Below are 18303 nucleotides of genomic sequence, written 5' to 3'. Positions count from 1 at the left end.
TGCACTCACGGTTTCATGGGAGGAAGTTTCGTCAGCACCGATGTGGGAAGCGTCGAACCGACAATCAAGCGCCGGATGCGCTGCCAACCGGCGCCAAACAGGATGATCAGCGCTCCGATGACCAGCAGGATCAGGGCAAAAGGCGGGATTCCCGTGGTGTTTGCCGCGCTGTTGACCAGGTAGTAGATGCCGAGCGAACCGAAATAGGCGAGCGTCGGGATCAGCAGCGACCGCCGGTCGATCGCAAGCGCCACATAGACGAACGCCACGATCAGCAGTCCCAGCATCACCGAAGCGGAAGCGCCCGGCTCGATCTCGCCGAAGACGACCTCCTGCCCGGTTGCCAGAATGAACAGCGGGTGGACGAGCAACGGCGCCGAAATCACATGCAGCCAGAAGGCGCAATCCGACCACACCGTGAAGCGCTCGCGGTCGTGCAGATCGAGCGCGACGGCCGTCCCGAACACCGCGAATCCGCACAGGAGCGGCACGTAGAGCGCCCGCGCGATGACGTCAGGGATCTGTTGCAGGCTCGGCAGCATCACCTGGCCATTCACCACGCCGTCGTAGAAATGGATGGTCGTGAAGAAGAATGCCGCCCCGGTGAAGGAAAGTGCCAGCACCGCGGCCATGATCGGCACGCGAAACCGCGCGAAATAGACGACCGCCGCGATCGCGGTCCCGCCGAACAAGATCAGCGCATAGGTTATGGCCTGCGGCCTGAGAGCCGCCAGTTGCATCGGATTGTCGATGCCGGAAATCCCGGACCGGTTCTGCAGATAGGTGGTGAGCAGCGTGATGATGGCGGCGATGAAGCCGAGGCCGAGAACGGTGCTCGACAATCGCATGCGCCGCTGCCGGGTGACGAATTCCGCCACCAGCCAGCCGAACGCGCCGAGCGCTGCCGCGGTCGCCGGGACCGTCATGCCGGAAAACGATTGCAGCGCGAACAGCGACCCGGCGAAGAGAAGCACGATGCCGACGGTGACGAACAAGTCGTTGCCGCCGCCGACGAGGCGCATCGGTTCGTCGCCGGACGCGGCCGCCTCGTTATCCAGGGGCAATGGTGGCGGTGCGACGGCGAGCGCCACGATCCGGTCGCGCTGATCGGCGGAGATGATGGCGCGATCGACCGCCAGATCGAGCGTATCCCTGGAAATCATGAGCCGGTCTCCGCGAAGCGTTCCGGGGTGATCGTCATCAAAAGCGTCACGCCCGATGGGTTCTCGTAGCGGTCATAGGCCACAAACCCCGTCTTTTCATAGGCCTTGACGGCGCGCCCGTTCGCTTCGTCCGGATCGATGACGATGGTGGTGACTCCCTCGGCGAACAATATGGCGAGAAACGCCCGCAGCACGCTTGTGCCGATCCCCTGACCGAGCGCATCCGGCTTTCCGATGAAGAGATCGACGCCGACGGCGTCACGCGGCAGGTCGCGCAGCCAGGGCGCTTTCGCCGCCTGGCCGTCATCGACCTCGTCTCCGACGGACCAGGACTGGATATAGCCGACCGGTTCGTCTGCGACGAAAAAAACGAAAGGCCGCGTCCTGTCGAGGCCCTCCACCTTGTCCTGGATCCGGCCGAGTGCGGTCTCCGCCTCGCCCCACCATTCGCGTGTGTGCCGGTTTTCCAGCCAGCGGCGCAACATCGGGTAATCGGCCGGCGTGACCGGCGTGAAGGTGATGTCCCGGCTACTCGGCATCCAGCGTTTCGATGATCACGTTGCCGTTGGTATAGACGCAGATGTCGGAGGCGATCTCCATGGCGCGTCTTGCGATGGCCTCGGCGTCGAGGTCGCTGTCGGCAAGCGCGCGGGCAGCGGCAAGAGCGTAATTGCCGCCCGACCCGATCGCCATCACGCCGTGTTCGGGTTCCAGCACGTCGCCATTGCCGGTGATGCACAAGGAGATCGACTTGTCGGCGACCAGCATCATCGCTTCCAGGTTGCGCAGATATTTGTCGGTGCGCCAGTCCTTGGCGAGTTCGACGGCGGCGCGCATCAACTGGCCCGGATACTGTTCCAGCTTCTTTTCCAGCCGGTCGAGCAGCGTGAAGGCGTCGGCGGTCGCGCCGGCGAAACCGGTGATCACTTCATTGTCCTTGCCGATCCGGCGCACCTTGCGTGCATTGCCCTTGATCACCGTCTGGCCGAGGCTGACCTGCCCGTCACCGGCGATGACCACCTTGCCGCCCTTGCGCACGGTGACGATCGTGGTGGCATGCATGGTGCCGTAGGGGTTTTCTTTCTCGCTCATCACTTGTCCTTTCCGCGGATGCGCCCGCGCGTTCGTTCCCGCTATGTAAGCGGGTAACCGACAATTGCAAACGCCGGCCCGGCAGGCTGGCATTTGCGCTAAACCCTTGTTATGAGGCGCAGTCGCCGAGAAAAAGGGGCATCCGCCAATGACTGCGCGCACGGCCGGGATCAGCCGCAAGACGAACGAGACCGCAATCGACGTTACCGTCAATCTGGACGGAACGGGAAAGCACGACATGAACACCGGTGTCGGTTTCTTCGATCACATGCTCGATCAGCTTTCGCGCCATTCGCTGATCGACATGACGGTCAGCGCGAAGGGCGATCTCCACATCGACGACCACCACACCGTCGAGGATACCGGCATCGCGCTCGGTCAGGCGCTGGCCAAGGCGCTCGGCGACCGTCGCGGCGTCACCCGCTATGCCAGCCTCGACCTTGCGATGGACGAGGCGTTGACGCGCGCCGCCATCGACGTGTCCGGCCGTCCCTTCCTCGTCTGGAAGGTCGAGTTCCCGACCGCCAAGGTCGGCACGTTCGATACCGAGCTGGTGCGCGAATTCTTCCAGGCTTTCGCGCAGAATGCCGGCATCACGCTTCATGTCGAGAATTTCTATGGCGCCAACAGCCACCACATCGCCGAGACCTGCTTCAAGGCGGTGGCGCGGGTGCTGCGCGCCGCGGTCGAGATCGATCCGCGCCAGGCGGGCGTCATTCCCTCGACCAAGGGTTCCCTCAACGGATAGGCGGACATCATGGCAAGTTATGTCGTCATGGAACGCATGCCGGTCAGCGGGACCCGGCCGGAAACGGTTTTCGTGCGCGATGAGTTCTCGTTTCTGGCGCTGGTCTTCCCGCTGGTCTGGCTGCTCTGGTACCGGCTCTGGTTCGCGGCGCTGATGCTGTTTCTGCTCTCCGGCGCGCTTGGTCTGGTTGGCGAGTTTCTCGCACCAGGCGCGGCGATCGGGTTCGCGGGCATCGTCGTCAGCTTTTTCGTCGCGCTGGAAGGGCCGTCCTGGCGCCTCGCGCGCTATCGCCGCGACGGCTACGTCGACGCCGGAACGATCGTCGCGCCCGGCCTCGAGGAAGCGGAACTGCGCTGGTTCGCCGGCCACGGGGCGCAAAAGCCTGCCGAACCGGTGCGTCCGGCGGCCTTGAAAGCCGATCCGGCGCCTCCGCCACTGCCGCCGCAATCCGACATGCTGTTCGGCTTCAACGAGACGGGACGGTGACGGCCATGCGCGTCGCGATCATCGATTACGGTTCCGGCAATTTGCGCTCGGCGGTGAAATCCTTCGAGCGCTCGGCGCGCGAAGCCGGCATATCCGCCGAGATCGACCTGACGTCCGATGCCGGGCGCGTCGCGACGGCCGACCGCATCGTCCTGCCCGGCGTTGGCGCCTATGCCGATTGCCGCGCCGGCCTCGACGCGGTCCCCGGCATGGTCGACGCGTTGAACGAGGCGGTCGTGAACATGGGCCGCCCCTTTTTCGGCATCTGCGTCGGCATGCAACTGATGTCGACGCGCGGGCTGGAAAAGACCGTCACGCCCGGCCTTGGCTGGATTGCCGGCGACGTCGTCGAGATGACGCCGTCCGATCCGTCGCTGAAAATCCCGCAGATCGGCTGGAACACGCTGGACCTCGTCCGCCCGCACCCGCTTTTCGACGGCATCCGCACCGGCCCCGACGGGCTGCATGCCTATTTCGTCCATTCCTATCATCTCGCCGCCGAAAACGAGGCGGATGTGGTCGCGCGCACCGACTATGGCGGGCCGGTGACGGCTGCCGTCGCGCGCGCCAACATGTTCGGAACCCAGTTTCACCCCGAAAAGAGCCAGACGCTCGGTCTCGCCCTGATCGCGAATTTCCTCAAATGGAAGCCGTGAGACCATGCCAGCAAAGAAGATCCTCTTTCCCGCCATCGACCTGAAGGACGGTCAGTGCGTGCGCCTCGTCAAGGGCGACATGGCCAGGGCGACCGTCTACAACGCCGATCCGGCCGCCCAGGCGAAGGCTTTCGAGGACCAGGGTTTCGAATGGCTGCATGTCGTCGACCTGAACGGCGCGTTTGAAGGCCATTCGGTCAACGGGACGGCGGTCGACGCGATTATCGCCGCGACGAAGAACCCGGTACAGCTCGGCGGCGGCATTCGCACGCTCACCCATATCGAGAACTGGCTCTCCAGGGGTCTCGCCCGTGTCATTCTCGGCACGGTGGCCGTGCGTGATCCCGACCTGGTGAAGGATGCCTGCAGGGAATTTCCGGGCCGGGTCGCCGTCGGCATCGACGCAAAGAAGGGCAAGGTCGCCGTCGAGGGCTGGGCGGAAGCGTCCGAACTCGGCGTCATCGAACTGGCACGGAAATTCGAGGGCGCGGGCGTCGCCGCGATCATATACACCGACATCGAGCGCGATGGCGTGCTGACCGGCATCAACTGGGAAGCGACCATCGATCTCGCCGACGCCGTCTCGATCCCCGTCATCGCCTCCGGCGGGCTTGCTTCCATCGTCGACATCGTGCGCATGACGATGCCGGATGCGGCGAAACTGGAAGGCGCGATCTCCGGCCGGGCGCTCTATGACGGCCGCATCGATCCGAACGAGGCGCTGGCGATCCTTTCGGGCAAGAGGCTGGACTGATGGCACTGAAAGCCCGCGGCATTCCCTGTCTCGACGTGATGGACGGCCCGCGTCGCCCGCAGCCGCATGGCGGCGAGGACGCGCAAATAAAAAAGGAGGCCGTCCGTTGACTCTCAAGGCCCGCGTCATTCCCTGCCTCGATGTCATGGACGGCCGTGTCGTCAAGGGTGTCAATTTCGTCGATCTCATCGACGCCGGCGATCCGGTCGAGGCCGCCAAGGCCTATGACGCCGCCGGCGCCGACGAACTCTGCTTTCTCGACATCACCGCTTCGTCGGAAAACCGCGACACGATCTACGACGTCGTCGCCCGCACCGCCGAGCAGTGCTTCATGCCGCTGACCGTCGGCGGCGGCGTGCGCGCCGTCGAGGACGTCCGCAAGCTCCTGCTCGCGGGCGCCGACAAGGTGTCGATCAACACCGCGGCGGTGAAACGCCCGGAACTGGTCGCCGAAGCCGCCGACAAGTTCGGCAACCAGTGCATCGTCGTTGCCATCGACGCCAAGACGGTCGACGAGGGCGAGGCCGGGCCGCGCTGGGAAATCTTCACCCATGGCGGCCGCGTGCCGACCGGCATTGATGCGGTCGAGTTCGCGCAAAAGGTCGTCGAACTCGGCGCCGGCGAGATCCTGCTCACCTCGATGGACCGCGACGGCACCAAGATCGGCTACAACATCCCGCTGACACGCGCCGTCGCCGACGCGGTGCGCGTGCCCGTGATCGCGTCTGGCGGTGTCGGAACGCTCGATCATCTGGTCGAGGGCATCCGCGACGGTCACGCCACCGCCGTTCTCGCCGCCTCGATTTTCCACTTCGGAACCTATACGATCGCCGAAGCCAAGGACCACATGGCCGCGGCCGGCATTGCCGTGCGCCGCGACACCTGAAATCGGAATTCATCACATGCCTGATTTTTCGCTGAATGACCTCGAGCGCATCGTCGCGGCTCGCGCCACTTCCGGCGACGAGCAGTCCTGGACGGCGAAACTCGTCGCCAACGGCATTGCGAAGGCCTCGAAGAAACTGGGCGAGGAGGCGGTCGAGACTGTGATCGCCGCGATCGGGCCCGATCGGGACGCGCTTGTGGAGGAAACCGCGGACCTGCTATATCATTTGCTCGTTGTTCTGCACATCCGCGGCGTGGCATTGGACGATGTCATGACAGAGTTGCAGAAGCGCACCGGACAGACCGGGCTGCAGGAAAAAGCAGCGCGCGCAAGGGAGTAGTCACAGGCGTATTCATGGACCAGCCCGTCAGGCGCGGCAACTCGGCAGCGCATCTCGATCCCCTCGACCAGCTTTCCGGCAGCGAATTGTCGCCCTACAGGCGGTTTTCGGCGGCCAAATGGTCGGAATTCCGCGCCGACACCCCGTTAACGCTGACGGCCGACGAGGTGATGCGGCTGCGTTCCCTCGACGACCCGGTCGATCTCGACGAGGTCCGGCGCATCTACCTGTCGATGTCGCGCCTGCTCTACGCCCATGTCGAGGCGTCGCAGAGCCTGTTCGAGCAGCGCAAGCACTTCCTCAACGTCGACGAGGCGATCAAGACGCCTTTCATCATCGGCATCGCCGGCTCGGTCGCGGTCGGCAAGTCGACCACTGCGCGTATCCTGAAGGAGCTTCTCGGGCGCTGGCCGTCGAGCCCGAAGGTTGATCTGGTCACCACGGACGGCTTCCTGCTTCCCAACGCCGTGCTGCGCGAACAGGGGCTGATGGAGCGCAAGGGCTTTCCAGAAAGCTACGATGTCGGCGCGGTTCTGCGCTTCCTGTCTCAGCTCAAGGCGGGCGAGCATTCGGTGCGCGCGCCGCTCTATTCGCATCTCGTCTACGATGTGCTGCCGGACGCGTATGTCACCATCGACCGGCCGGACATCCTGATCTTCGAGGGCATCAACGTGCTGCAGGTCCGGGACTTGCCGGAAGACGGCAAGATGGTGCCCTTCGTCTCGGATTATTTCGATTTCTCGATCTATATCGACGCCGACGAGGACAAGATCCACGACTGGTACGTGACGCGCTTCATGCGGCTGCGCCAGACCGCCTTTCGCGATCCGAAGTCGTTCTTCCACCGCTATTCCGAACTGTCGCCCGAGGCGGCGCGCTCGATCGCCGAGGGTCTCTGGACCAACATCAACCTGAAGAACCTGAAGGAAAACATCCAGCCGACGCGCCCGCGCGCCGACCTGATCCTCAAGAAGGGCTCCGACCACCTCGTCGAGGAAGTATTGTTGAGAAAACTGTAGAGGCGCGCCGTAATCGTTTTTTAGGCTTTGCGCGACTAGTCTTCCCTGCAAAAGGGAGACGTCCCGGTTTGACCGCGATAGCACTTCAGAAAAAGCTTGAAAACGTTGTCGACAAGTCGTCTGGCCTGCTGCGCAGGACGATGGTTGCCCTGATCATCCCCGTTTTCAACGAATCCGGCTCGGTCGCCGCCTTTCTCCGTGAAACCCGCGGCATTATCGACCCGCTGGAATCCGATCAGCTCGGCTTCACGCTGCTCTTCGTCAATGACGGGAGCACCGACGCGACGCTTGAGACGCTGATTGCGGCGCAAAAGGCCGATAGCCGTATCCGCATCGTCGACCTGTCGCGCAATTTCGGCAAGGAAGCCGCGCTGACGGCGGGTCTCGATGCTTGCGACGCCGATGCCGCCATCCCGATCGATGTCGACTTGCAGGATCCGCCCGAAGTCATCCCGCAAATGCTCGAACACTGGCAAAACGGCTCGGAGGTCGTTATCGCCAAGCGCGCCGACCGTTCCACCGATACGCTGGTGAAGAGCAAGACGGCAGGTCTATTCTACCGCGTCCACAATGCCTTGTCGCACACGCAAATACCGGAAAATGTCGGTGATTTCCGCTTGATGGACCGGGCGGTCCTCGATGTCCTGAAGGACATGCCCGAACGCCGCCGTTTCATGAAGGGCCTGTTCGCCTGGGTGGGGTTCGAAACCTCCGTTGTCGAATACAAGCGCGCCGCCCGCTCCGGTGGTCGTTCCACCTTCACGCCCTGGAAGCTGTGGAACCTCGCGTTGGAGGGAATCACCAGCTTCTCCAATATTCCGCTGGAGATCTGGGGCTATGTCGGCAGCGCCATCTCGGTGCTGGCCTTTCTTTATGGCGGCCTGCTTGCCGGCCGCGCGATTTTCTTCGGCGCCGACGTGCCGGGCTACACCTCGCTGATGGTGAGCATCCTGTTCCTTGGCGGCGTCCAGCTGATCGGCATCGGTGTGCTCGGCCAGTATCTCGGCCGCGTCTACGATGAAGTCAAACAGCGCCCCGTCTACGTTGTGCGCAAGATCTACGAAGGTGAGGAATAATGGAACCGGCAGCCTATCGAAAAATGGCGGAAACCGAGGACCGGCACTGGTGGTTTTGCGGTCGCCGGGCGGTGGCGAGCGCCGTGATTGACTCGCTGGGCCTTCCGGCGAATATCTCCGTTCTTGAAATCGGCGCCGGGACCGGCGGCAACATCCCGATGCTGTCGCGCTACGGCGCAGTGACCGCCGTCGAGATGGATGACAGTGCGCGACACATCGCGGCCGAAAAGACTGACATGGAATTTCTGGCCGGCCATCTCCCGGACGGTTTGCCGAAATTCGATCGCAAGTTCGACCTGATTTGCATGTTCGATGTGCTCGAACATGTCGAGAAGGATTACGCCGCGCTGGAGACCATCGCCGATTTGCTCGCACCTGGTGGCCGTCTCGTCCTGACCGTGCCGGCGCATCAATGGCTGTGGAGCCATCATGACGAGGTTCTGCATCATTTTCGCCGCTATTCACGATCGGGCCTGGCGGGCGTGCTTCGTGATGCCGGCTATGAGGTCCAGCGCCTGACCTTCACCAATTCCGCCCTGTTTCCGGCGGCGGCGGCCGCGCGGCTTCTCGATCGCGGCCTGTCGAAGGACAAGGAGGCCGCTTCGAGCGGTTCGGACATTCCGCCGAAATTCGCCAATGCCGTGATGAAGGAACTGTTTCGATCCGAAAGGCACCTTCTCGGCCGGTTCGATCTGCCGATGGGGCTGGGGCTTCTCGCGGTTGTGCAGCCCGCGCGCACCGGCGAGGACGCGCAGGCCGGCAACATGCGCGCCGCCGCCTGACGGCGACGCAGCAGGACAAGTTGAGGATGGATGGACCGATGTCGGCCGAGGCAATAGAAACATCCGCCTTTGCCGAGAGCGGGATGCTGCTCTCCCGACTTCGGACCGGCGCGGTGGCGCTCTCCGCCGTCATTCTCGCGGTTTCGGCGTGGCATATGTTCACCGGTGGCACTCATCCGGACGTCAGCTGGCTGATTCTTGTCGGAAACCGGATGCTTGACGGCGAACGCCTCTATGTAGATGTACTGGAGAACAATCCGCCTTTCTCCATCTACCTCTATCTTCCGATGGTCTGGCTCGGTCGCGTCACGCCTGTTTCCGCGGAGAGTTGGACAGTTCTGGGCACCTACGTATGGGCGATCGCGTTCGGCGCATTTGCCCTGCGTATGACCAGGCGCCTCGGCCTCGCAACCGCCGCCGAACGGCTGGCGATTACGCCGGTCGGGCTTTACCTGCTTCTTCTTCTGGCGCCCACGACCTTTTCCCAGCGTGAGCATTTTGCCGTCGCGGCGGCATTGCCGATGCTGGTGATTGCGGCATGGCGCATGAAGGGCGAGGTTCGCCCGGTGCTTCCGCCTGCATGGATGATTGTGGCGGGAGCCGGCGCGGCGGTCACCATGATGGTCAAGCCGCACTATGCGCTCCTGTTCCTCTTGCCCTACTTGCTCGCCGCCTGGACCGCCCGTTCGCCGCGTCTGCTGTTTGGCCCGGAAATCCTCACCGCCGCGTTTGCCGTCATTGCCTATGGTATGTGGGTCTGGGTCGCGTATCCTGAATACATATCGGCCGTTCTTCCGGCGCTGCTGGACATTTATGGCGATCGCCACGATCTTTACACGCTGTTGTTCACGGCAAGTCTGTCGGAGCTGTTGCTGTTCGGGCTTCTCGTCGTCATGCTGACGGGCGTCTCACGCCGAGTGAACCCGCTTGCCTGGACTTTCGCCGCGGCCGCGGCTGCGGCCTATTGCGTGTTCCTCTATCTTGGCAAGGGCTGGGTCTATCATCTGCTGCCTGCCCTCACATTTACCCTTCTGGCGATCGCATTGATTGGCGCGCGCCGCTGGCTTGGCGAGGAGGCCGCGTCCGGTGGCGGTCGCAACAGAATCGTCTTCGCCGGCATCGTCGCCGCTACAAGCATGGCTGTTGCCGGTACGCTGGTGACGTGGCAGCGCTATGATCCGCCGCAATGGCTGGCAGATCGCATAAATGCGATCGCGCCTCATCCGGCCGTCGCCAGCGTGTCGGACGAGATTGGTATCGGTCATCCATGGGCGCGAAGCCTTCGTGGCGTGTGGGTCGGCCGCGACTGCGCCGACTGGATCGTGGCGGGCGGCGTGAAGGCGAAAATCGCCGACCCGGACATGTCTGACGAGCGGCGCGCCCATCTCGACGCGATCATCGAGGAAGCGGTCGAGCGCAAGATCTCCGAGTGGAAAGCCATGCCGCCGGATGTGGTGATGCTCGATTCCGCTCCATCGGGCTGGACGTCGCCGATACTGGAGGATCCGGAGTTCGCCACGCTGCTCTCGAATTACCGGGTCGTGTTCCGCTACAAGCGCGCCAGCCTGGCGCTTCGCTCCGATCTCCTGCCGGCTTGGCAGGCGGCGAGCGCTACGGCTTCGTCACCCGGCGCAGCGTCAGATTGATCCGCCCGCCATTCCTTAAAAGCGCCGAGGTCGACGGATAGATCCGGTCCACGCCGTGGAAGCATAACCGCCCCGCGCCGCCGAGCACTACGACATCGCCGCTGTCCAGTTTCAGCGAGACGGTGCGCCCCGACCGTGTCGTCTCGCCGATCCGGAACAGGCAGGTGTCGCCGAGCGAGATCGACACCACCGGCGCGTCGAAATCCTCCTCATCGCGGTCCTGGTGCAGGCCCATCTTCGCCGTCTCGTCATAGAAATTGATCAGGCAGGCTTCCGGCGGATGCGGATAACCGCTGTATTCGGCCCACAGGTCGAGAAGCGCCCGCGGGATCGCAGGCCAAGGCTTTCCCGTGACCGGGTGCGTGTCCTGGTAGCGGTAGCCGCGCTCCTTGTCGGTGACCCAGCCGAGCGATCCGCAATTGGTCATGCGCACGCTCATCGGCTTGCCGGTGCGCGGCATCGTCGGCGTGTAGAGCGGTGCGTCTTTCACGACCGCGCGGATATCGTCGAGAAGCGCCCGCTGCGCGTCGGGCGAAAGACAGCCCGGAATGTGGCGGACGCCCTTGGGAAGAACCAGCATGGGTCGGATGTAGTGTGCCGCCGGCAAAGCGCCATGCGCCGCCGGCGGAATTTGCGTCAGGCCGCGTCGAGATCCGGGATGCGCAGCACCTGGCCCGGATAGATCTTGTCCGGATGGGTTAGCATCGGCCGGTTGGCCTCGAAAATGGCATTGTATTTCGAGCCGTTGCCATAGGCCTTCTCGGCGATGGCCCACAGCGTGTCGCCCTTTTCCACCGTATGGAATTTCGGTGATTTGGCGGGCGTTGCCGCGGCGATGATCGCGTTCATGTCGGCGCCGGCGTCGAGCTTCAGCCCGCTTTCGGGCGGCACGACCTTCAGTTCGGAAGCCTCGACCTTGGAGATGCCGAGCGTGTTGCCGATGGCGACGACGGCCTTTTCGAAGATCGACTGGTCTTCCACAGCGCCCTTGATGATCGCGGTATCGCCCTTGACCTCGACCTGAATCGCATCGGTGCCGAGCTTGTAGGAATCGAGCTCCTTCTTCAGCGCCTTGGCATTGTCCTCGTCATCATCGCCGAAGCCGAGCTTCTTGCCGGCCGATTTCACGAAATCGAAAAATCCCATCGCAACATCCTTCCAAAATGAACCGAAAAAAGCGCCAGGCGGCACCGCGGGAAAACTCTAGTGCCGTCGGGTCGGCGGCGCTAGTCCTCTGAGTCCACCGAACCGCGCATTTTCTTGACCTGCGACCGGCCGGCCTTTGCCTTCAGCCGCCGCTCGACGGAACCGCGCGTCGGTCGCGTCTTCCTGCGTGGCGGCGGCGGCGGCTCCAGCGCCTTGAGGACCAGTTGCCTGAGCCGTTCGCGCGCATCCTCGCGGTTGCGCTCCTGGGCGCGGAAACGGCTCGCCTGGATCAGGATCGAGCCGTCCTTGCCGGCGCGTTTTCCCGCAAGCTGCATCAGACGGTGCAGTTGCGCATCGGTGAAAACGCCGGCCGCGCCGGCGAAAAACCGCAGCTGAACGGCCGACGACGTTTTGTTGACATTCTGGCCGCCCGGCCCGGAGGCAAGCACGAATTCCTCGGTCATCGACCAGCCGGGCAGATCCAGGCCGTACCGGATCGGCAGGTTTTCGACGCTCATATTGTGTGGTCCGGATGTCTCGGGTCGTTCATGCGGCCGGACGATACGCCTGGCGGCGGCGCGAAAAAAGCCTCCGCGGAAACGAAAAACGGCGTCTGCCCGAAGGCAAACGCCGTGAACTCACCCTTGCGGGTCGCTGTTACTCAGCGGCCTGGAGAAATCGAGGCGCTGCGTCCATCACGTCGAGGTCGACGTGATCGGCGAATTTTTCGAAATTCGCCGTGAACATGGCGGCGAGTTTCTCGGCCTGGCGGTCATAGGCCTCGGCATCGGCCCAGGTGCTGCGCGGGTCGAGGATCGCACTGTCGACGCCCTCGACGGCGACGGGCACGGCGAAGCCGAAATTCGGATCGGTGCGGAATTCGACGCTGTTCAGTTCGCCGGAAAGCGCCGATTTCAGCAGCGCGCGCGTTGCCTTGATCGGCATGCGGCTGCCGACTCCATAGGCACCGCCGGTCCAGCCGGTATTGACCAGCCAGCAATCGACATTGTGCTTGGCGATCAGGTCGCGCAGCAGGTTGCCGTATTCCGACGGATGGCGCGGCATGAACGGCGCGCCGAAGCAGGTCGAGAAGGTGGCTTCCGGCTCGGTCACGCCCTTTTCGGTGCCGGCGACCTTGGCCGTGTAGCCCGACAGGAAGTGATACATCGCCTGCGCCGGAGTCAGCTTGGCGATCGGCGGCATCACGCCGAAGGCGTCGGCCGTCAGCATGATGATGTTCTGCGGCTGGCTGCCCGTGCCGGTCGCGCTGGCGTTCGGAATGAAGTGCAGCGGATAGGCGCAGCGCGTGTTCTCCGTCAGCGATGCGTCATGGAAATCCGGCATCTTCTGGTCGTCGAGGATGACGTTCTCCAGCACCGTGCCGAAGCGTTCCGTCGTCGCGTAGATTTCCGGTTCCGCCTCGCGCGACAGCTTGATCGTCTTGGCGTAGCAGCCGCCCTCGAAGTTGAAGACGCCGTTTTCGCTCCAGCCATGCTCGTCGTCGCCGATCAGTGTACGGCTCGGGTCGGCCGACAGCGTGGTCTTGCCGGTGCCCGACAGGCCGAAGAACACGGCGACGTCGCCGTCCGGGCCTTCATTGGCCGAGCAGTGCATCGGCATCACGCCCTTCGCTGGCAGGACGTAGTTGAGTGCGGTGAAGACCGATTTCTTGATCTCGCCGGCATAGGACGTGCCGCCGATCAGCACGATCATGCGGGTCAGGTCGACGGCGATCACCGTGCCGGTCCGGCAGCCGTGCCGCTCGGGATCGGCCTCGAAGGACGGCAGGTCGATAATCGTCATCTCGGGCGCGAAAGAGGAAAGCGTATCGCGTTCGGGCCGGATCAGCAGATTGCGGATGAACAGCGAGTGCCAGGCATTTTCCGTTACCACGCGAACCTTGAGCTGGTGCTCCTTGTCGGCGCCGCCGACGAGATCCTGCACGAACAGCTCCATGCCCTGCGCCTGGGTCAGGAAATCGGCATGCAGCCGGTCGAAGTCTTCCGTCGACATCGCCTTGTTGTTGTCCCACCAGATGTGGTCGTCGACGGTGCCGTCCTTGACGATGAACTTGTCCTTCGCCGAGCGGCCGGTGTGAACGCCGGTCTTGGCGACAAGCGCGCCATGGGCGCTCAGCTGCGCCTCGCGGCGGTCAATCGCCTCTTCGTAGAGTTCAGCCTCGGTGAGGTTGTAGTAGACGGCAGCAGGCGCGCGAAATCCGTGTTTCTCCAATCCGTGCCCTGCATTGAACAAGCCTTGTGTTTTCATTGTCCTCACCGGTGGTCTGTGCGTTTCGTGTGTTAAAGCTCGAAAAAGCCTGCGAAATTTTTAATCCCGTTTAAATTTGCGTTTAAACAGAATAGAGCCTGAAACAGAAATTGCGTGCCATTTCAAATGATTAATCGATTTAAGTTTTCAAAAAACAATTTAATCGGTTCAACTCGTCGTGTTAGTCACAGGCCACCGTTCCTGTCATTAGGCAATTTGTATGAGCGCATAAGCCATCGGCATGCGGGGTGGAAATGAGCCCGCCATGACACCAGATGTGTTCTGTGCCACATTTTGCGCCAAGTTTGGGCGTCAACGGCTCGGTTTCACTGACGAGCAAGGGACACGACGCCATGGCTGGGGAGAATTTCAGCATGCAGACGATTGCGCTGGTCGATGACGACCGGAACATTCTGACATCCGTCTCGATCGCATTGGAGGCGGAGGGTTACCGGGTCGAGACCTTCACCGACGGCGCATCCGCGCTGGAGGGCCTTGTCGCGCGTCCGCCCAATCTCGCCATTCTCGACATCAAGATGCCGCGCATGGACGGCATGGAACTGCTGCGCCGCCTGCGCCAGAAGTCGGACCTGCCGGTGATCTTCCTGACGTCCAAGGACGACGAGATCGACCAGTTGTTCGGCCTGAAGATGGGCGCGGACGACTTCATCACCAAGCCGTTTTCGCAGCGGCTGCTGGTCGAACGGGTCAAGGCGGTCCTGCGCCGCACCGCGGCGCGCGAGGTCATGGTCAAGGGCGAGGGCGCCGGCCAGGCGCAATCCATCGTGCGCGGCAATCTCGTGCTCGACCAGGAACGCCACACCTGCACCTGGAAGGATCAGCCGGTAACGCTGACCGTCACCGAGTTCCTGATCCTGCATGCCCTGGCGCAGCGCCCCGGCGTCGTGAAAAGCCGTGATTCGCTGATGGATGCGGCTTATGATGATCAAGTCTATGTCGACGACCGGACGATCGACAGCCATATCAAGCGCCTGCGCAAGAAATTTAAGGCGGTCGACGACAGTTTCGACATGATCGAGACGTTGTATGGCGTTGGTTACCGTTTCCGCGAGACCTGATCGGAACCGCGGGCGGACAGAACGCGGGCTGGAAACCGGAAATGCGATGACGGCGGAAACGGATCACATTGCATACCGGGCCGGGATGGCCGGGGCGAAACCTGCGCCGCGGGAGGCAAGCGGGACCCTGTCCCGCCTGCTGCGGCCGTTTCGCCGCCTGTTCGGCGGTTTCATCTTTTCCTCGCTTACCCGCCGCATCCTTTTCCTGAACCTCGCTGCCCTCGGTGTGTTGATGTCGGGCATCCTCTACATCAACCAGTTCCGCGATGGCCTGATCGATGCCCGCGTGGAAAGCCTGATGACCCAGGGCGAAATCATCGCGGGCGCCATCGCCGCCTCGGCCAATGTCGAGACCAACGCCATCCTGATCGATCCCGACAAGCTGCTCGAACTGCAGGCCGGCGAAAGCATCGTCCCCAATGCCGACCGGTTCGACAATCTCGATTTTCCCATCAATCCGGAAAAGGTCGCCCCGGTCCTGCGCCGGCTGATCTCGCCGACCCGCACCCGCGCGCGCATCTACGACCGCGACGCCAACCTGCTGCTCGATTCGCGCCACCTTTATTCCGGTGGCCAGGTTCTGCGTTACGGTCTGCCGCCGGTCGACAATGGCGAAACGGGTTTTCTCGACTGGCTCGACAAGATTGTCTCGCGTGTTTTCCGGCGCCGTGATCTGACCCTCTACACCGAACAGCCCGGCGGCAGCGGCACGGCCTATTCGGAAGTGATGAGCGCGCTGGCCGGTGGCCGGTCCCAGATCGTGCGCATCAGCCAGCAGGGCGAGATGATTGTCTCCGTCGCGGTCCCGATCCAGCGCTACCGCGCCGTGCTCGGCGTGCTGCAATTGTCGACCCAGGGCGGCGACATCGACAAGATCGTCCGCGCCGAACGCTTTGCCATGCTCCGCGTCTTCGGCGTGGCGGTGATCGTCAACATCATCCTGTCGGTCGCGCTCGCCGGAACCATTGCCAATCCGCTGCGGCGCTTAGCCGCCGCGGCCATACGCGTGCGTCGCGGCATCAAGATGCGCGAGGAGATCCCGGATTTCTCGAACCGCCAGGACGAGATCGGAAATCTCTCGGTCGCGCTGCGCGACATGACGAATTCGCTCTATGCTCGCATCGATGCGATCGAGAGCTTCGCCGCCGATGTCAGCCACGAGCTCAAGAATCCGCTGACCTCGTTGCGCAGCGCCGTCGAGACGCTACCGCTGGCGAAGAATGACGAGATGCGCAAGCGTCTGACCGACGTCATCCAGCACGACGTCAAGCGCCTCGATCGGCTGATCACCGACATCTCCGACGCGTCGCGCCTCGATGCGGAACTGGTGCGCGAGGATGCGGCCACGGTCGATCTCGCCAGACTGTTGCGCGAACTGATCTCCATCCTTGGCCAAAACCGCTCTGCCACGGGCGTTCTTCGCCTGTATGTCGACAAGCTGCCGGCCAATGCCAAGGGCTATTTCGTCAACGGGCATGAATTGCGTATCGGCCAGGTCATCACCAATCTGGTCCAGAACGCCTTTTCCTTCGTGTCCGACCAGGATGGCCGGATCGATATCCGCCTGTCGGCCACGCCCCGCCATGTCGTGATCCGGGTCGAGGACAATGGTCCCGGCATTGAGGTCGAGAATATCGAGAAGATCTTCCAGCGCTTCTATACCGACCGGCCCGGACCCGACCAGTTCGGCCGCAATTCCGGCCTCGGCCTGTCGATCTCCCGCCAGATCGTCGAAGCCCACGGCGGTACGCTGACCGCCGAGAACATTCCGGACGGTCCGGGCGGCAAGCCGGCCGGCGCGCGGTTCACGATCCGGTTGCCACGCGAATGACGGCTGACGCCACGAGCAGCGGCGCCGGGTCTCTTGAACATGCCACCGTCGTAGAGATCGATCATCGCGGCGTTTTGATCCGCGGCCCGTCCGGGTCCGGAAAGACGGCGCTCGCCATCGAACTCCTGTCGCGCTGCCGCGCCTGCGACATAGCGTCCGCCCTGATCGCCGACGATTACGCCTTCGTGGCGCGAAACGAAACGACCGGAGATCTCGTCGCATCCGTGCCAGAACGCATCCGGGGCCTGATAGAATTCCGCGGTCTCGGCATCGTCAATGTCGGCCACGCCCGGTGGAAACCGGACACGCGGCTTGTTCTTTCCGTGTTTCTTTCGCCGCCGGACGAGGCGGACAGGGTGGCCGATCCCGATCGCGGCGCCATCTTCGATGGTGTCGCCCTGCCGGAACTGGCGCTTCTGGAGCGTTCTCCGGTGTCCTGCGCCTATGCCATCCTCGGTTGGCTCGGCCTTTCGGATCGGGCGCTTTAGACCGGAAACGCCCGAAAAGCCTTGTCATGGCAAAATTTTGCTGATCAAGATGCGGGCCGCCCTTAAGGGACGCTTCGAACGGTAATCGAAACAAGGCCGTCGGGCTGAACGGGAGAGATGACGGGATGATTGGCGTCGTGCTTGTAACGCACGGAAACCTGGCGGACGAATTTAAAAGCGCCGTCGAACATGTTGTTGGATCCCAGGCACAGTTCGCGACCGTTTGCATCGGTGCCGAGGACGACATGGAGCAGCGTCGCCGCGATATTCTCGCCCGCGTCGCGGATGTCGACAGCGGCGAAGGCGTCATAATCGTCACCGACATGTTCGGTGGTACGCCCTCCAATCTGTCGATTTCGGTTATGGAGACCGGGCGCATCGAGATCCTCGCCGGCATGAACCTGCCGATGCTGATCAAGCTTGCCCGTGTGCGCGAGGACCAGCCGATGGCGGAAGCCCTGTCGCAGGCTTGCGAGGCCGGACGCAAATACATCAACGTGGCAAGCCAGATCCTGGCGGGAAAGTAACCGCGCTTGACCAAAGAGGTTTCCAAATTGACGCGAGCGCTTGTGATCACCAACAAGCGTGGCCTGCATGCGCGCGCCTCTTCCAAATTCGTCAAGCTGGTCGATGAATTCGATGCGACCGTGACCGTTTCCAAGGATGGCCTGTCGGTTCACGGCACCTCTATCATGGGGCTGATGCTATTGGCCGCCGGTCCGGGCTGCCGGATCGAGGTGACCGCCGACGGGCCGGATGCCGAGAAGGCGCTCGACGCGGTCGCCGACCTTCTTGCCGACAAATTCGGCGAGGGTGAGTGACGAGGGGTCGGGGCCCTTGTCA

22 protein-coding genes are annotated in these 18303 nt (G+C 63.0%); 15 read left to right on the top strand and 7 right to left on the bottom strand.

Annotated elements, in window-relative coordinates; genetic code table 11:
* Nucleotides 1-5: 5 nt before the first annotated feature.
* Genes IG169_RS01220 through hslV form a run of 3 tightly spaced genes read right to left on the bottom strand, consistent with a single transcriptional unit; the run spans nucleotide 6 to nucleotide 2255 of the window.
* A complete protein-coding gene (locus IG169_RS01220) occupies nucleotides 6-1163 on the bottom strand; it encodes a hypothetical protein (protein WP_193174318.1) in 1158 nt (385 codons plus the stop codon).
* Nucleotides 1160-1702 carry a GNAT family N-acetyltransferase gene (locus IG169_RS01215; protein ID WP_193174317.1) on the bottom strand — a complete coding sequence of 181 codons (543 nt, stop codon included), beginning with the start codon at nucleotides 1700-1702 and terminating at the stop codon, nucleotides 1160-1162. Before IG169_RS01215 ends, IG169_RS01220 begins: the two co-directional genes overlap by 4 nt.
* Complete coding sequence (gene hslV, locus IG169_RS01210) at nucleotides 1692-2255, bottom strand: ATP-dependent protease subunit HslV (protein WP_193174316.1); 564 nt, start codon at nucleotides 2253-2255, stop codon at nucleotides 1692-1694. Before hslV ends, IG169_RS01215 begins: the two co-directional genes overlap by 11 nt.
* 148 nt (nucleotides 2256-2403) lie before the next feature.
* On the opposite strand from hslV, the gene hisB reads away from it, so the two are divergent.
* The 10 genes from hisB (at nucleotide 2404) to IG169_RS01160 (ending at nucleotide 10648) form a co-directional block, all read left to right on the top strand.
* Nucleotides 2404-3003 (top strand): imidazoleglycerol-phosphate dehydratase HisB, encoded by a 600-nt coding sequence (gene hisB / locus IG169_RS01205; protein ID WP_193174315.1) that lies wholly within the window; start codon nucleotides 2404-2406, stop codon nucleotides 3001-3003.
* 9 nt (nucleotides 3004-3012) lie between these two features.
* A complete protein-coding gene (locus IG169_RS01200; RefSeq protein WP_193174314.1) occupies nucleotides 3013-3489 on the top strand; it encodes a DUF2628 domain-containing protein in 477 nt (158 codons plus the stop codon).
* Between the two features lie 5 nt (nucleotides 3490-3494).
* The gene (gene hisH, locus IG169_RS01195) at nucleotides 3495-4145 is read left to right on the top strand and encodes an imidazole glycerol phosphate synthase subunit HisH (RefSeq protein WP_193174313.1); all 651 of its coding nucleotides are present in this window, start codon (nucleotides 3495-3497) and stop codon (nucleotides 4143-4145) included.
* A 4-nt stretch (nucleotides 4146-4149) separates the two neighbouring features.
* On the top strand, nucleotides 4150-4899 hold the full coding sequence (gene hisA / locus IG169_RS01190) for a 1-(5-phosphoribosyl)-5-[(5-phosphoribosylamino)methylideneamino]imidazole-4-carboxamide isomerase (RefSeq protein WP_193174312.1): 750 nt from the start codon (nucleotides 4150-4152) through the stop codon (nucleotides 4897-4899).
* Nucleotides 4900-5005: 106 nt separating this feature from the next.
* Nucleotides 5006-5785 carry an imidazole glycerol phosphate synthase subunit HisF gene (gene hisF / locus IG169_RS01185; RefSeq protein ID WP_193174311.1) on the top strand — a complete coding sequence of 260 codons (780 nt, stop codon included), beginning with the start codon at nucleotides 5006-5008 and terminating at the stop codon, nucleotides 5783-5785.
* 16 nt (nucleotides 5786-5801) lie between these two features.
* Nucleotides 5802-6125: a phosphoribosyl-ATP diphosphatase gene (locus IG169_RS01180; RefSeq protein WP_193174310.1), complete on the top strand. Its 324-nt coding sequence runs from the start codon at nucleotides 5802-5804 to the stop codon at nucleotides 6123-6125.
* Between the two features lie 14 nt (nucleotides 6126-6139).
* The gene (gene coaA / locus IG169_RS01175) at nucleotides 6140-7144 is read left to right on the top strand and encodes a type I pantothenate kinase (RefSeq protein ID WP_193174309.1); all 1005 of its coding nucleotides are present in this window, start codon (nucleotides 6140-6142) and stop codon (nucleotides 7142-7144) included.
* 68 nt (nucleotides 7145-7212) lie between these two features.
* Entirely contained in the window at nucleotides 7213-8220 is a 1008-nt protein-coding gene (locus tag IG169_RS01170) for a glycosyltransferase family 2 protein (RefSeq protein ID WP_246717050.1), read from the top strand.
* Nucleotides 8220-9002, top strand: a complete 783-nt coding sequence (locus tag IG169_RS01165) for a class I SAM-dependent methyltransferase (protein ID WP_193174308.1) — start codon at nucleotides 8220-8222, stop codon at nucleotides 9000-9002. Before IG169_RS01170 ends, IG169_RS01165 begins: the two co-directional genes overlap by 1 nt.
* 26 nt (nucleotides 9003-9028) lie before the next feature.
* Complete coding sequence (locus IG169_RS01160; protein WP_193174307.1) at nucleotides 9029-10648, top strand: hypothetical protein; 1620 nt, start codon at nucleotides 9029-9031, stop codon at nucleotides 10646-10648.
* Here the strand turns inward: IG169_RS01160 and IG169_RS01155 are convergent.
* From IG169_RS01155 to IG169_RS01140, 4 genes are all read right to left on the bottom strand, one after another.
* Nucleotides 10614-11228 (bottom strand): alpha-ketoglutarate-dependent dioxygenase AlkB family protein, encoded by a 615-nt coding sequence (locus IG169_RS01155; protein ID WP_193174306.1) that lies wholly within the window; start codon nucleotides 11226-11228, stop codon nucleotides 10614-10616. The two genes, IG169_RS01160 and IG169_RS01155, sit on opposite strands and share 35 nt — an antisense overlap.
* A 56-nt stretch (nucleotides 11229-11284) precedes the next feature.
* Complete coding sequence (lysM, locus tag IG169_RS01150; RefSeq protein WP_193174305.1) at nucleotides 11285-11794, bottom strand: peptidoglycan-binding protein LysM; 510 nt, start codon at nucleotides 11792-11794, stop codon at nucleotides 11285-11287.
* An 80-nt stretch (nucleotides 11795-11874) separates the two neighbouring features.
* A complete protein-coding gene (arfB, locus tag IG169_RS01145; protein ID WP_193174304.1) occupies nucleotides 11875-12312 on the bottom strand; it encodes an alternative ribosome rescue aminoacyl-tRNA hydrolase ArfB in 438 nt (145 codons plus the stop codon).
* A 139-nt stretch (nucleotides 12313-12451) separates the two neighbouring features.
* Nucleotides 12452-14062 (bottom strand): phosphoenolpyruvate carboxykinase, encoded by a 1611-nt coding sequence (locus tag IG169_RS01140; RefSeq protein WP_193174303.1) that lies wholly within the window; start codon nucleotides 14060-14062, stop codon nucleotides 12452-12454.
* Nucleotides 14063-14436: 374 nt separating this feature from the next.
* Between IG169_RS01140 and IG169_RS01135 the strand changes: the two genes are divergently transcribed.
* The 5 genes from IG169_RS01135 (at nucleotide 14437) to IG169_RS01115 (ending at nucleotide 18281) form a co-directional block, all read left to right on the top strand.
* A complete protein-coding gene (locus IG169_RS01135; protein WP_193174302.1) occupies nucleotides 14437-15141 on the top strand; it encodes a response regulator transcription factor in 705 nt (234 codons plus the stop codon).
* A 46-nt stretch (nucleotides 15142-15187) separates the two neighbouring features.
* The gene (locus IG169_RS01130) at nucleotides 15188-16972 is read left to right on the top strand and encodes a sensor histidine kinase (RefSeq protein ID WP_193174301.1); all 1785 of its coding nucleotides are present in this window, start codon (nucleotides 15188-15190) and stop codon (nucleotides 16970-16972) included.
* A complete protein-coding gene (locus IG169_RS01125; RefSeq protein WP_193174300.1) occupies nucleotides 16969-17460 on the top strand; it encodes an HPr kinase/phosphorylase in 492 nt (163 codons plus the stop codon). The genes IG169_RS01130 and IG169_RS01125 overlap by 4 nt, the downstream gene beginning before the upstream one ends.
* A 125-nt stretch (nucleotides 17461-17585) precedes the next feature.
* On the top strand, nucleotides 17586-17987 hold the full coding sequence (locus tag IG169_RS01120) for a PTS sugar transporter subunit IIA (protein WP_193174299.1): 402 nt from the start codon (nucleotides 17586-17588) through the stop codon (nucleotides 17985-17987).
* Nucleotides 17988-18014: 27 nt separating this feature from the next.
* Nucleotides 18015-18281 (top strand): HPr family phosphocarrier protein, encoded by a 267-nt coding sequence (locus tag IG169_RS01115; RefSeq protein ID WP_246717049.1) that lies wholly within the window; start codon nucleotides 18015-18017, stop codon nucleotides 18279-18281.
* The last annotated feature ends 22 nt before the right edge of the window (nucleotides 18282-18303 follow it).

The sequence above is a fragment of the Oricola nitratireducens genome (assembly GCF_014904745.1).
GTDB classification, from domain to species: domain Bacteria; phylum Pseudomonadota; class Alphaproteobacteria; order Rhizobiales; family Rhizobiaceae; genus Oricola; species Oricola nitratireducens.
Note: the sequence above shows the minus strand (reverse complement) of the source record. Positions and strands in the feature narration are given on the sequence as shown.